Consider the following 13,329-nt stretch of genomic DNA (forward strand, 5'->3'; position numbering starts at 1 on the left):
CTAACCTTGTTGAGTATAGTACACTTCTTCGAAAGGCTGCACAACGACAAATCCATCACCGGAGAATTTCATTTGGATGGACTCTCCGCTTCCTCTTCCTAGAAAAGTTTTAAGTGATACATCGGTTACAAATTCAGGCTCTAATGTACCTGACCAGGCCACTGTTGCATTTGGATCTGTATAAACAGGATTCTGTGGAGTAACAAGTAATGTTAGTGGTTCATAGTGTGAGGTGATGGCAATCATTCCATTTCCCTCTAATCGAACATTGAATAATCCACCTGCCATCATTCCGGCCACTCTTCTCATAAGTTTAATGTCCCAGTTAATTGAAGGTTCAAACGCCAATAAATCGTTCCCATTTACAAAGATGGACTCGCCCTGTAACTCTAGAATAGAAATTTTCTTTCCTTGATCAGCTAAATAAAGCTTACCAGATCCGTTAGCTTTCATTAAAGATGTTCCTTCGCCAGTTAATGCCTTCTTGAACATCTTGCCCAGGCCATGTTCTAGGATTCCTTCCCGCTCAAACTTAATTTGACCACGGTATGATACCATCGCACCTGCTTTTGCCCATACCTGTCCATTCAAATTGATTTCAAGCATACGGGGAGTTTCTAACTCAAAAAGCCCTTCTCCTTTGTCTTGCTGTTTTGTTTGATTTACGAATTCTTGAATAGAATATCGGCTCAATTTCATCACCCTTTTTATTCTTTTATATTTTCTAACATAAACACCCACATAAAAGAAATTGCCTGTCTGATTGACGATGACAACGACCCTGTTGGGAGTTGCTCACTTTCACGTTTATATACACCAAACTCAGATATTTTTCTCCAATGATTTTCTGTAGCTAACTGCTCAAACTCCCAAGGCATCATGGTATTGCAGACAACCTGTTCCCCGTATAGTCGACGATAGCTATTTACTCTAGGTGCAGCAGTTGGACCTAAAATTCCGATGCATGCTTTGCCTCCAGGGTTTACAATTCTTTGTATTTCTTTTAATACCTTCAATGGATGTTCTGTCCATTCCAATGAGTTAATCGCCATGGCTGCATCAAACTGATTTTCAGAGAATGGAAGTTCAGCCATATCTCCTTTAATAAATTTAGAATTATTCTCAGAGTTTAGAAGTGTTGCTTTATGTACCATTTCTTCTGAAAAATCGACACCTGTTACAGCATACCCACTTTGGGCTAACTTTAATGATCCATAGCCATCGCCACATCCTAAATCACATACCATAGCTTGTTCATCGACAAACTTTTGGAAAAATGGGATTATCTCTTTTCTACTTCCATTCTCCCACATTTCCTGGCTTCTTGAATTCCAAAAATTCGATTTTTCGTCCCATAATCTACTAGACTCTTCTGCCCAATTAAAATTACCCATCCATTTCCCCTCTTACGTCTTCATTTTATGAGGCCTAAATTAAAAAGATGATTTTCGTATTCCCTTCTACAGGTTCCTTACATATCTAAATGGCCATTATGATATGTATTTCTATAAAAGTCTTCTAATCCCTGCGTTTATATTTGCTAAAAAAGTGGAATACTGAGAGATACTGAACATCAATACTTAGAATATTTGGAGGCTATTATGGAAAGTGAACAAATCGTAGCCGTTCATCGAAATCATTTTGGCGATATTATTAGCTTTAAAACTTCATCTGGTAGAATCATTTCTTACCGAAAAGCAATTGAAGAAGTGGAAACCGGAGTCATTAGCGGGATCGTGGTAGAAGAACCAGAAGGTACACCTTATCTAACTCCAGCGACAGCTGACAATTTTGATGATTTCCCAACTATGTATTAAAATCAACCAACATATATTTATTTTAACGCTCTATATAACAACAAGTTTAATTGAAGTGAAAATTAACAACCACGCTTAAAAGAGCCAAAAGGAAAAGCACCCGACAAAATCAGGTGCTTTCATTCATTGTTCTTCATTCTTTCGCTGAACTTCCCTCAAAGCTTCTACCCGTTGTTCATCTTCTTCAAAGAATTGAACTAAGTCACCAATCCGGTCAATGGCATCCCAACTTAAATGGTGCTCAATTCCTTCGACGTCCTCATAAATGTTTTCCTCTTTAACACCTATTAATCGGAGAATTTGCTCTAATAGCTCATGTCGATACACTAGCCTTTTTCCGATTTTTTTTCCTTTAGATGTTAAAATAAGCCCTCTATATTTTTCATAAACAAGGTATTCATCCTTATCCAACTTCTGAACCATTTTTGTTACAGAGGAGGGATGAACAGAAAGAGCCTCTGCGATATCTGATACTCTTGCATAGCCTTTTTGTTCAATCAGCATATATATTTGTTCAATATAGTCTTCCATACTTGGTGTTGGCATCCGGTATCCTCCATTGCAACAACCATTGTTTATATAGGCTGTTTTCCTATTTGGTTAACCTTATTCGGAAATCCCATACTGTTCAATGGGATAGACTTTCCCGTATAAAAGCGCTTTATTAAAAGTTTACTATAGATGAAAAAGGGAGACAAGGTAATAAATAGCAGTTATTGGACAGGTTCTTTATTTGCAAAGGAAAATTTTATTTTATTTTCTTTGTCGTCCCATGAGAGTTTAGCAGCAAACGTCTTATCTTTGCTTTGGAAACCCTCGATAAGATCCGTAGTTCCTTCTGTAAGGATACTTTTAACATGCTTTTGTGTTAACGATTTTCCGAGCATCTTCTTAGAGATTGTAAAGTTACAATTATTTTTACTATATTGAGAGCAACCGTAAAAGCTCCCCTTATCAATCACATATCCATCGCACTTTTTACACGGTCCTAGTTTCACTGTTCTTGCCTTTTTTTGCTTCCCCGGCAAAAAGTTTTCCGTGTCATCCTCGGAGAAATTCCATTGTTCGGCGTTTTTGACTGTCACAGAAACAAGGTGACTCACCATTTTATTGGTTTGCTCCATAAATTGTTTTGGAGACGCCGTACCTTCAGAGATCCCCTTTAAACGTTGCTCCCACTTAGCAGTCATTTCAGGGGAAGCAAGAATTTCCTCACCAATTGCTTCTATTAATATGTTCGCTTTCGGGGTTGCATACACTAGATTCTTTTTAATATCAATATAGTTCCGGTCTTTAAGCATGGTAATAATTCCAGCCCTAGTAGCTTCTGTACCCAACCCCTCTGTTTTCATTAAAACCTTTTCAAGTTCTTTATCTTCTATATGCTTACCGGCGGTCTTCATTAAAGTAATTAATTGACCTTCCGTGTACCGTTTGGGTGGCTGTGTCTTACTTTCTTTAACTTCTACTTTAGCTACTTTACCAACCTCATTTTTTTGTAAAATAGGCAAAGTTGGGTCTTTATCTTTTTCATAGGAAGGGATAACCTTTTTCCAACCTTCTTCTAACTGAACCTTCCCTTTAGATAAAAAGGCTGCTCGGCCATCTACCATTGTGGTTACGGTTGTATATTCAGTGATTGATTTATCGTAATGGGCAGCAATTAAGCTTTTTACAATTAAATCATACAGCTTTTGCTCGTCTGCTGACAGCTTGTCTATATTTGGTACTTGTTCAGTTGGAATAATCGCATAGTGATCCGTTACCTTTTTATCATTTACATATCGTTTATTGTTTAGCAAAGAGGAATAAGGCAATGGAAATAGATCACGGTACGCATCTAGAGCAGAAAGCTTATTTAAGATTTCAGGAAATGTTTCCGCCTCCCCTTGTGTAACATGGCGAGAATCAGAACGTGGGTATGAAACATTTCCTTTTTGATATAGCCCTTGAAGAACATCCAATGTCTTTTTCGGCGGAAACTTAAAACGTCGGTTCGCTTCAGCCTGTAAGGCAGATAAATTATATAGAAATGGTGGGAGATACTCTTTTTTCTCCGCTTGCACATTTGTTACTTCAGCAGTTTTATCTTTGCAAAAAGCAGCAATTTTCTCTGCTAATTCTTTCTGATCAATTCGTGTTTCTCCATCTTTCTCCCATTTACCTGTATACTTCTTACCATCGATATTGAAATGCGCTTGTACCTCCCAAAAAGGCTCGGATACAAACTCATTAATCTCTCGCTCTCTTTTAACAATTAAAGCTAGCGTCGGGGTTTGAACCCTACCAACTGAAAAAACATCTGAAAACCCTTTTTGTTGCAAAAGAAGACTGTATAATCTTGAAGCGTTCATCCCTACAATCCAGTCAGAACATGCTCTCGTGTAAGCTTCAAAGTAAAGGTTACGTGTATCTCCTTCTGACAAAAGTGATAGAAACCCTTCCTTAATTGCTTTTGGAGTCAAAGAAGAAATCCACAATCTCTTCATTGGTTTATCACACTTTGTTAATCGGAGAATATTTCGAACAATTAATTCACCTTCTCGACCAGCATCTCCTGCATGAATGACTTCTGTGATTTGTGGATGATTTACTAACTTTTTTATAACTCCAAATTGCTTCCATTTATCTTTTGTTACCTCATATTGAAATTGTGAGGGAATGATAGGTAAAGTTTGAAGAGACCACTTTTTCCATTGAGGTTCATATTTTTCAGGGGAAACTAATTGACAGAGGTGTCCAACTGCCCAAGTTACAAAGGCTCCATCAGGAAAAACTTCATTCGGTAATATTTCAACAAACCCTTGATTTTTCTTTGTTTTAAAGACAGAAGCAAGTGTTATTCCTTGGTCAGGCTTTTCTGCAATAACAAGTTTCATATCATTGCTCCTTACTACTTTTTCTATAGATTCTCATTTTACTCAAAAGTAATGTTTCTAGTAAAGGTTAATTTTTTAAATGATAATGAAAAAAATCTGCTTTCTCACCATTTAAGGAAATAGCATCTTTTTCTATTTGAGAAAGAACAAACTTATTTTTTTCCAAAACCTTTTGTGACGGGATATTATTACTCGTGGTTTTGGCATGGAATGTATGTACTTTTTTCTGTGTCCCTTCATTTATAAGAAGGTTTAACGCTTTAGAGGCTATCCCTTGTCCTAAAAACTTTTCTCCAATGCGGTAGCCAACTTGAGCACTTAGCTCCTCACTATTAATATTTACAAGGTTCATTCTACCGACAATCTGATTAATGTCATTCTTAATTAAGTAGTAATAGTCAGTACCTTCCTGTTGTTCTTTTAATAACGCATCTAGCACTTTAGAGAAATGTGTGAATTCATAGTATTCCTCTCCTCGACCAGGAACCATAGATTCAAAGAATTCCCTATTCTCACATTCAAAAGCAAATAGCTGATCCTCATCTCCCTTTTTTAATGCTTCAATTCTAATATTCATATACAAGGGCCTCCTTACAACTGTGGTTTTGTCTAACATAATTATAGAGCATAAATTAGATTATTTTGTAGCCTAAATATGGAAAGTTTATGGTGAAATAATTACTGGCTTTCTACATTTTTGGTTTTCTCCTTTATCATTGTTTTGAAGGACAGTTCCTTCCTAATCTTTTTACATTTTGTCTTTCATCATTGCTATGAAGGACAATTCCTCCTCCATCTTTTACCTGTTTGTCTTTCATCATCGCTATGAAGGACACTTCCCTCTCAATCTTATTCACTTTTGTCTTTCATCGCTTTTATAAAAGACATTTTCATATCAATCTTTTCCCTTTTTGTCTTTCATCATTGCTATGAAAGACATTTCCCCCTCGATCTAATTCCAGTTTGTCCTTAATCGAAGCTTACCCTGAATCTAAAGAAACTAATAATGTTACAAACTATCTATATCTAATCGATAAAAGGTCTCGAGAAAAACTCTCGAGACCTTTTATCGATACTTCTTTATTATAAGTTTGTTTTGTGAGTACCACCTATCTTTGGAGATGATACTTGACAAGGTTAGGATCATGGAGGGTATTTTTTCAATGTTAAAAATAAGAGCTCCTAGCTCTTCATTAAACACGAGAAACGATTCTCCGTGGCTGAAGGAAGGTAAATCCTTGCCCATTTGTACGATGGATGCAACAATAGACTGCTTTACATTTTGCTCGATTTGAATGTTGGGGGAGAACCTTAGAATCCAATCCTCTTTATCTATTGAAAATCGGTACATTTCCTCACCCTTTATCAGTAGACTTATAACACATTTTACAAACGAAAAATGTTACATCTCTATTTTTAGGCAACGCTGTTTTCTAATTGATTATTGCTAATCGTATATGGTCTCCAACACGGATTCTATGCTACTTCGTGGCATCTTTTCCTCTCAAAATAAAGAAAACAGCACCATAATCCCTTTAAAAGCAGTTTTAAGTATTTAAATAACAACAAAGTTTACGAAAAGAGCCTTAGGCAACAAAATCCTTAATAAAGGATATGAGGAAGTTTTTGTTTTATGATTAAGCTTTTTTTCATAACATTGATTGTGATCATTACTCTAAATCCCTTATCATGGGGGAATCCAACAAAAATAAGAACTTAAGCCATTAATCTTCTTCTTCTAGAATTTGTGTAATTTGTAGCTCCCTGTTATATCTTAAATCAATCAGTTGATCATTCACTTTCACTAACGAACGAAGTGGATCATAGGGGTGAATCATTAGGATGGTACCAAAAGAGCCATCGGTTAGCTGTACTTTTTTCCCTGTAAGGCTGTCCATTAGTTTATAAAGGAATATCAACATAATATTGGGATCAAATTTCCCGAAAGCATCTTCTTGCATCTGTTTCATAACTAAATAGAAAGGTGATGCCTGGTGGTATACCCTTGAAGACGACATAGCATGAAACACATCGGCAATTGATACAATCTTTGAGAAGGCATCAATTTGATGACTCTTTAAACCGAATGGGTAACCTCTTCCATCCTCTCGTTCATGGTGTTGTAAGGCGACTAATGCCACTCTTTCATTAATGGTTTGTATTCCTTTTAATAATTCATACCCATAAACGGTATGTAGCTTCATTTCGGAATACTCTTCTTTTGTTAATTTTCCAGGCTTATTTAGTATTTCAGTTGGAATTTTGGTCTTACCAATGTCATGAAGTGTAGCTCCTAGAGTAAGATTTGTTAAGTCGTTAGGATGTAACTTTAGCCATTTTCCTATAAGGGTAGCAATAATACCAACACAAATTGTGTGTCTATATGTATATTCATCTTTAGAATTTAACTCGTAAAAAAGGTGGTACAGGTGTGGAATTTCGGCAGCCTGTTTGATGGTTGGTAGAATATCTTCCTTAATTTCTGATAGAGGAATCTTCCCCTTGTCTTTAATATGTTGAAACATTTCCTCCATTTGCTTAGAGGCATCGTCTACTTTTTTGGTAATCTCTTTAATAGAAAGACTTGCTGTAGGTTGACCTACTTTCTGGGGTAGAGTACCATGTTCTTTTTTGGTTTTTATATTTGCTAGAAGATGATCAATTTCGGGGATGGTCAAAGGAGTCGCTTGATTTCTGGATGTTGAGCTATATTTATTCATTTCCTCACCCGCTTTACCAAAAATGTATATTTATGTTAAATCATAACAAATTATAGGAAATCAAAAAAGTATATTTTTTATTACGAGTTTATTAAAGTTTTTGTAATTTTTAAACTTTTTAATAAAAACGACATGTTTATTCTTGACTGAAAATGCAAAAATCGTGTATATTATAAGCATCATTTAACAGAATATATTTCCGCTATTGTGTTAATATGGTTATTTATATTCAGTTTGATGGTAATATTATGTTGGACACGAACATGTGTCTTGAAAGGCTTAGGAGGAAATAGTAATATGCAAAACGGTAAAGTAAAATGGTTCAACAATGAAAAAGGTTTCGGGTTTATCGAAGTTGAAGGTGGAGAAGATGTGTTTGTTCACTTCACTGCTATTCAAGGTGAAGGTTTCAAATCACTAGAAGAAGGCCAAGAGGTATCTTTTGAAATAGTTGAAGGAAACCGCGGTCCTCAAGCTTCTAACGTTGTAAAATTATAATATAACCCTATAAAAGTTCTAGGCTGGCATATATGCCAGCCTTTATTTATTTCTTCAAATAATTAAGTCAATTTCTCACCGTAATTTTTTATCTTTTCACCGACTGTACATTTGTTGATACAAAATCGATGAGCGTACCTTCTCCCTTTTTCATCCTTATGAAGCTTATGTAGGAAGCAACCCTTACAGTAGCTTGTCATAAGTTCCTCGACTTCTTGTAATATTTGTCTTCGGTTCATCCGCCTCACCCTTTCAACACAACTAGATGATTTGCATTTTACTATTAATCGCTTTACCCTCAAGCGCTTGAGTAGCTAATTTATCAGCTTCTTTATTCTCTTTTCGGCTAATAGAAGTATATCTCGGTTCTATTCCAAGAGCCTTTATTTTATCTTCAATCCGATACAGCCACCTGTTTAAAGAATCTTCATAGCACGGCCACTCACCCTCTAATTGTTTTAACACTCCTTGTGAATCTCCTTTAATATCACACGGAAGATGGTGAACACCTAGTTCCTCTAACAACCCTAAAGCATAATAAAGTGCTGCATATTCAGCTTCACTATTTGTTTCCATTTCTCGAATTAACTCATTCGCTCGTAAGCGGTATTTCTTCTTCCCTTGCTTAAAATAAATAACTGCACCTAAACCAGCTTCGTTTGTTTCTAGGTTAAATCCACCATCAAAATATAAAAGGACATCATGAGGTTCGGTTTCTATTTCCTCTGTAAGCTTCTTCACTTCTTTTGGAGTCCAAGAAGTTTCCATTTCATCGTAGTATGTAATGTCAATGGCTTTACCTAGTCGTTCAAGGTCATCACCCATTAATAGCGCAACTTCAGAATCAAGCCAATCGGATGTGAATAATACAGGATCATTTCCTTTTAATTTATATTTCCATTCTATTCTATATTTCATTAAGTACAGCCCTTTCTAAAAAGAATCAAATTTTAAAAAATATATAGTGTTTGTACTTTTTAATTTCACATTTGTTATTTTTACCTATCGCGTTATTGATAATCAGAACTATTGGTATATTTTTTCTTGAGTTCAATTAAAATGTATTCACTTTGAACGAGCAATTTAAAATGAATCGTTTCATGCATTCCAAACATTTTACACTTAACACGTGAGTATATATTGTTTATACTATGTCTATCTCAAAAAGAATATTGAAAATACCTAGCATTTTTTAAGTTTATCATCCCTAACTCTTTTTTTATATATGGAGGAAATAAGATTGATTGAAGTTTATTTTGATGGGGCAAGCGCCGGAAATCCTGGACCAAGTGGTGCAGGCATATTTATTAAAGGACACGGTGACGTTGAACGATATTCAATTCCATTAGGAACAATGAGCAATCATGAAGCAGAATACCATGCCTTTGTTAAGGCTTTAAAAATCTGCATAGACAATGAATATAAAGTAGTATCCTTTCGAACTGACTCACAGTTGGTTAACAGAGCCGTTGAGAAGGAATATGTAAAAAACAAATTATTTGCTCCACTTTTAGAAGAAGCTTTACAACTTACGAAAGAATTCGATCTGTTTTTTCTAAAATGGATACCTAGCTCAGAGAATAAAACTGCCGATGAGTTATCGAGGGCAGCTATTCGTAAAAATATATAGAAGGGTTGTTAATTACATAAATGAATAAGTCACTTTTTGCAGATGTAAGCTTACTACTCGTTGCGCTAATTTGGGGTGCAACTTTTGTTCTTGTTCAAAATGCCATTTCATTACTACCTCCGTTTTCTTTTAATGGTGTGCGATTTTTTATAGCAGCTCTCATTTTAGGTGCTTGGCTACTTATTTTTGAGCGAAGACAGCTACAACAGTTTAATAAAAAGCTTCTCGTTTCAGGTGTTCTAATTGGTACATGGCTATTTATTGGATATGCGTTTCAAACAGTAGGTTTATTATATACAACCTCTTCAAAGGCTGGGTTTATAACAGGTTTAAGCGTCATTATGGTCCCACTGTTTGCAATTCTTTTATTAAAACAGCGACCAAGTAGAAATGCAGTAATAGGGGTTTTAATTGCAACGATTGGACTATATTTGCTTACCATGACCGATATTTCATCCCTAAATCGTGGGGACGCTTTTGTTTTTATATGTGCCATAGGATTTGCTCTTCACATTATTTTCACAGGAAAATATAGCAGTCAATATCCTACGTTATTGCTAACAGTTATTCAAATTACTACAGTAGCTATTGCTTCGACTCTTTTTTCGTTCATGTTTGAAGACTGGAAGCTAGCCTTTCAGCCATCCGTATTACTCAGTAGTGAGGTTTTTATTGCGTTACTCATAACATCCGTTTTTGCGACTGCGATCGCATTTTTTGCTCAGACTAATTTTCAAAAGTATACAACCCCTACAAGGGTAGCACTTATTTTTGCTATGGAACCTGTATTCGCAGCAGCCACTGCTTATATTTGGGCAGACGAGCGTCTTTCCTCAAGTGCGTTGATTGGATGCTTATTTATTTTCATCGGGATGATTTTTGCAGAACTACCTACCAAAAAGAATGTATTAAATAAAATAAAGGGAAGAAAAGAAGCAGTTTAAAAAAGCCAAAAAGGCGTGTGAATCTACACGCCTTTTATTTGTGAAAAGTTATATGGCTAAAATTTTTTGATTTTTGACAAACGTTATTGCTTCGTGCCTAGTGTGAATTTTATTGGAAATTAACATTTCAAGTAATGACACATAAAAGCTCCCATCAAAGGACTTTTGTGCCTTTAATGTTAATTCAATTGCCGTGTTTGCGAGTTCATCTGATGCATTCGTATATTGCTTGCCAAAGCGAATGAAGCCGATCGCATCTTCACGAAGTTGGAAGCCTTTACTTTTTAATAATAAAATATAATCCTCAGTACACAATTTATCCCCAATTCCTCTCCCTATACAATGACCATTTACCCCCTAAATTTTACCTTGAATTTCGACATTTTTCTATCTTTTTTTGTTAAAACATGACCTAAAGTTCCTGTAAGAATACCTAGGAGCGCACCTCCTAATACTTCTTCCGGCTGATGTCCTAGCATTTCCTTTAACTTATCTGGGGATTTCTCTTCAAACTTAACTGTTTCTTCATGTTGGACCTTATCCATTAAATCATCTAGATCATTTACCTTCAATGTGAGTTCCCCAGTTTGCCTTCTAATACCTTGGGCATCGTACATAACAATTAACCCATATACAAGTGATAATGCAAAGTCTATCGTTGGTACTCCTCTTCTCAATGCAATAAACGTAGTTAAAGAAGAAACACCTGCTGAATGTGAACTAGGCATTCCACCTGTCTGAAAAAACAACTCAGGCCGCCATTCTTTTTTCTTATAGTAATGAATAGGAATCTTAAGTCCCTGTGCTAAACCTATACTAAGTAACGCTACGTAAACACCTTTATTCATATTCTCACCTCTAGATTATTTTGAAGTAGAATGAGTGAGAATATTCTTTGTGGTAACAATAAAGTTAAATCAATACACGAATAGTTCATCCAATGATAGAAATACTTATCGAAGAGGGTTTTAAAGGAGGTGTTTGGTAGATGGCTGGAAGAAACAATAAAGCGAAAAATAGAGGCACAAAAGCTGGTGGTGTTAATCCTCAGGGCTATGGCCAAGACGCAGAATTAACTAAAAGTCCAAAAAGTGAATTAGAAAACAGAGCGAAGAAGAGTAATACGAAAATCTAACCATACACAGGTAAAGTGTCATATAAATATAAGAAAAAGGGCTACCAGAAATCAGTGACTACTGAACTTCTGGACAGCCCTTTTCGAACCTTAAGCGTATTCCTTTTGTTGATCTACTAAGCGATGTAATCCACGAAACTCGAACTCATCAAACTTGGTAAGGACCTTATCTCGGTTAATCTGATAGATAGCATCTTCAAGTACATAATCAATTGGAACATCACATTTTATTTCCGCAAGCTTCCTACTTAAATGAAGCATCTCTAGATCCTGCTCAATTTTTGTTTTCTGAGCTTTAGAAATCTGGTGCAAGTTTGCTAATATCCCATCGACATTGTTATAGCTCTGAAGTAGCTTTAATGCAGTTTTCTCACCAATTCCCTTTACGCCAGGGTAGTTGTCACTCGGATCGCCCATTAAGGCCTTTAAGTCAATCATTTGTTCAGGATGAATCCCTTTTTCTTCGTAGAAAGATTCCTTAGTATGAACTAAATAGTTGCCATAACCTTTTTGTAATAGGATAACAGAAATTCTATGGTCTAAAAGTTGTAAAATGTCTCGGTCACCTGTTAAGATGCTCACTGATAAATGGTCATCACAATTTTTTGCGATAGTACCAATGCAGTCGTCTGCTTCAAATCCAGCAAGCCCAATGTTTGGTACATCAAAAGCTTCAACTAACTCTTTTACTAGGTCAAACTGAGGCATTAATTCAACTGGTGGTTCAGATCGATTTGCTTTATAGTCTTGAAACATTTCCGTTCTAAACGTTTTGCTTCCCATATCCCAACAGACAGCTACATGGGTAGGATTGAATTTGGTAATTGCCGTTAAAAAATGCTTTACAAATCCATGAATCCCATTTGTAGGGACTCCTTTTGAGTTAATCATAAATTGTCCGCTTACGGCAGTTGCATAAAAGGCTCGAAATAGTAAAGCCATTCCATCTACTAACATTAATGATGATTTGTTCGGTTGTTCCAAAGTGGTGTCCCTCCTTTTAGCATTCTAGCTATTATACCATGTCCTTAAAGCGTAAGGAAAACCACCTTTTTCCATATTAATAACCTTCTGGAATGTCTCTCTCAATTTCAATTCCTCGATTTTCAACCTCAAAGATCATGGCTCTTTTTGCCTTTAAAACATTATTATTTAACATCAAGGTATACTGTTCTCCACCTTTAAAGGTAAAAATCAATGTTCCGCTACTCATAACCCCATTCTTTACTCTAAATGTCTCCTTAACATGTTCAATATCATTCCACGCATAAAGCTTTTCATCTAATGAAAACAATGGATTTACATGAATGCCTTCTTTAGTCGCATAATGATAGTAATCAAAACACAAAAGACCGACTATAAAAGATACAAGAATTGAGAGACTCACTATCATTTTTATCAAACTACTATTCTTACCTTTTCCAAGAAGGAGTGCGTAGATAATCATAATGATCCCTATTAATACTTGTGAGGCAATAGACGTGTAGTAGACAATTTTAGGAGGCTCGAAAAACCAATCACCTTCTGGATGATAGAGTACACTTTGAACTGGCACGATAAAAAACAAAGAAATAAATGTTGACCCTAAAATCAAAATAAATGCAGCCGGTATAAGCATTTGATGCCAATCTGTTTTTGTCTTCTTTGAAACGGTATACCCTTGTGAAATCATCAAACATAACCCCTTTTCTTTGACATAACAGCCT

At 35.7% G+C, this 13,329-nt stretch carries 18 protein-coding genes; 5 read left to right on the forward strand and 13 right to left on the reverse strand.

Annotated features, from left to right (window positions below):
• On the reverse strand, positions 1-693 hold the full coding sequence (locus ACFYKX_RS16210; protein ID WP_389362106.1) for an AIM24 family protein: 693 nt from the start codon (positions 691-693) through the stop codon (positions 1-3).
• Between the two features lie 14 nt (positions 694-707).
• Positions 708-1,394, reverse strand: a complete 687-nt coding sequence (locus ACFYKX_RS16215; protein WP_389362107.1) for a class I SAM-dependent methyltransferase — start codon at positions 1,392-1,394, stop codon at positions 708-710.
• 207 nt (positions 1,395-1,601) lie between these two features.
• Between ACFYKX_RS16215 and ACFYKX_RS16220 the strand changes: the two genes are divergently transcribed.
• Positions 1,602-1,817 carry a DUF3892 domain-containing protein gene (locus tag ACFYKX_RS16220; protein WP_389362108.1) on the forward strand — a complete coding sequence of 72 codons (216 nt, stop codon included), beginning with the start codon at positions 1,602-1,604 and terminating at the stop codon, positions 1,815-1,817.
• 123 nt (positions 1,818-1,940) lie between these two features.
• Here the strand turns inward: ACFYKX_RS16220 and mntR are convergent, their stop codons facing one another.
• The 5 genes from mntR to ACFYKX_RS16245 all read right to left on the reverse strand — a co-directional run bounded on the left by mntR (position 1,941) and on the right by ACFYKX_RS16245 (position 7,416).
• Positions 1,941-2,363: a transcriptional regulator MntR gene (gene mntR / locus ACFYKX_RS16225; RefSeq protein WP_389362109.1), complete on the reverse strand. Its 423-nt coding sequence runs from the start codon at positions 2,361-2,363 to the stop codon at positions 1,941-1,943.
• A 167-nt stretch (positions 2,364-2,530) separates the two neighbouring features.
• The gene (locus tag ACFYKX_RS16230) at positions 2,531-4,696 is read right to left on the reverse strand and encodes a DNA topoisomerase III (protein WP_389362110.1); all 2,166 of its coding nucleotides are present in this window, start codon (positions 4,694-4,696) and stop codon (positions 2,531-2,533) included.
• A gap of 67 nt (positions 4,697-4,763) precedes the next feature.
• The gene (locus ACFYKX_RS16235) at positions 4,764-5,273 is read right to left on the reverse strand and encodes a GNAT family N-acetyltransferase (protein ID WP_389362111.1); all 510 of its coding nucleotides are present in this window, start codon (positions 5,271-5,273) and stop codon (positions 4,764-4,766) included.
• 489 nt (positions 5,274-5,762) lie between these two features.
• On the reverse strand, positions 5,763-6,047 hold the full coding sequence (locus ACFYKX_RS16240) for a hypothetical protein (protein WP_389362112.1): 285 nt from the start codon (positions 6,045-6,047) through the stop codon (positions 5,763-5,765).
• Between the two features lie 373 nt (positions 6,048-6,420).
• Positions 6,421-7,416 (reverse strand): HD-GYP domain-containing protein, encoded by a 996-nt coding sequence (locus tag ACFYKX_RS16245; RefSeq protein WP_389362113.1) that lies wholly within the window; start codon positions 7,414-7,416, stop codon positions 6,421-6,423.
• 297 nt (positions 7,417-7,713) lie between these two features.
• Between ACFYKX_RS16245 and cspD the strand changes: the two genes are divergently transcribed.
• Complete coding sequence (gene cspD / locus ACFYKX_RS16250; protein WP_389362114.1) at positions 7,714-7,914, forward strand: cold-shock protein CspD; 201 nt, start codon at positions 7,714-7,716, stop codon at positions 7,912-7,914.
• Positions 7,915-7,976: 62 nt separating this feature from the next.
• Here the strand turns inward: cspD and ACFYKX_RS16255 are convergent, their stop codons facing one another.
• Both ACFYKX_RS16255 and ACFYKX_RS16260 read right to left on the reverse strand, forming a co-directional pair.
• Positions 7,977-8,153: a zinc-finger domain-containing protein gene (locus ACFYKX_RS16255; protein ID WP_389362115.1), complete on the reverse strand. Its 177-nt coding sequence runs from the start codon at positions 8,151-8,153 to the stop codon at positions 7,977-7,979.
• 22 nt (positions 8,154-8,175) lie between these two features.
• A complete protein-coding gene (locus ACFYKX_RS16260; RefSeq protein ID WP_389362116.1) occupies positions 8,176-8,832 on the reverse strand; it encodes a reverse transcriptase-like protein in 657 nt (218 codons plus the stop codon).
• Positions 8,833-9,154: 322 nt separating this feature from the next.
• Here ACFYKX_RS16260 and ACFYKX_RS16265 point away from each other — a divergent pair, with 322 nt between their 5' ends.
• A complete protein-coding gene (locus ACFYKX_RS16265) occupies positions 9,155-9,544 on the forward strand; it encodes a reverse transcriptase-like protein (protein ID WP_389362117.1) in 390 nt (129 codons plus the stop codon).
• A 20-nt stretch (positions 9,545-9,564) separates the two neighbouring features.
• Positions 9,565-10,488 carry a DMT family transporter gene (locus ACFYKX_RS16270; protein ID WP_389362118.1) on the forward strand — a complete coding sequence of 308 codons (924 nt, stop codon included), beginning with the start codon at positions 9,565-9,567 and terminating at the stop codon, positions 10,486-10,488.
• Between the two features lie 48 nt (positions 10,489-10,536).
• Here the strand turns inward: ACFYKX_RS16270 and ACFYKX_RS16275 are convergent, their stop codons facing one another.
• Both ACFYKX_RS16275 and ACFYKX_RS16280 read right to left on the reverse strand, forming a co-directional pair.
• Positions 10,537-10,803: a DUF6123 family protein gene (locus ACFYKX_RS16275; RefSeq protein WP_389362119.1), complete on the reverse strand. Its 267-nt coding sequence runs from the start codon at positions 10,801-10,803 to the stop codon at positions 10,537-10,539.
• 35 nt (positions 10,804-10,838) lie between these two features.
• Positions 10,839-11,336 carry a divergent PAP2 family protein gene (locus ACFYKX_RS16280; protein ID WP_389362120.1) on the reverse strand — a complete coding sequence of 166 codons (498 nt, stop codon included), beginning with the start codon at positions 11,334-11,336 and terminating at the stop codon, positions 10,839-10,841.
• A 140-nt stretch (positions 11,337-11,476) separates the two neighbouring features.
• Between ACFYKX_RS16280 and sspL the strand changes: the two genes are divergently transcribed.
• Positions 11,477-11,623, forward strand: a complete 147-nt coding sequence (gene sspL / locus ACFYKX_RS16285; protein WP_389362121.1) for a small, acid-soluble spore protein L — start codon at positions 11,477-11,479, stop codon at positions 11,621-11,623.
• A gap of 90 nt (positions 11,624-11,713) precedes the next feature.
• Here the strand turns inward: sspL and ACFYKX_RS16290 are convergent, their stop codons facing one another.
• Together ACFYKX_RS16290 and ACFYKX_RS16295 are read right to left on the reverse strand one after the other, a co-directional pair.
• Positions 11,714-12,580, reverse strand: coding sequence for a 5'-3' exonuclease (locus ACFYKX_RS16290; protein ID WP_389362208.1), 867 nt, complete (start codon positions 12,578-12,580; stop codon positions 11,714-11,716).
• 103 nt (positions 12,581-12,683) lie between these two features.
• Complete coding sequence (locus ACFYKX_RS16295) at positions 12,684-13,295, reverse strand: hypothetical protein (protein WP_389362122.1); 612 nt, start codon at positions 13,293-13,295, stop codon at positions 12,684-12,686.
• Positions 13,296-13,329: the final 34 nt, after the last annotated feature.

Origin of the sequence: Cytobacillus spartinae, assembly GCF_042865285.1 — a bacterium.
Taxonomy (GTDB): Bacteria; Bacillota; Bacilli; order Bacillales; family Cytobacillaceae; genus Robertmurraya_A; species Robertmurraya_A spartinae.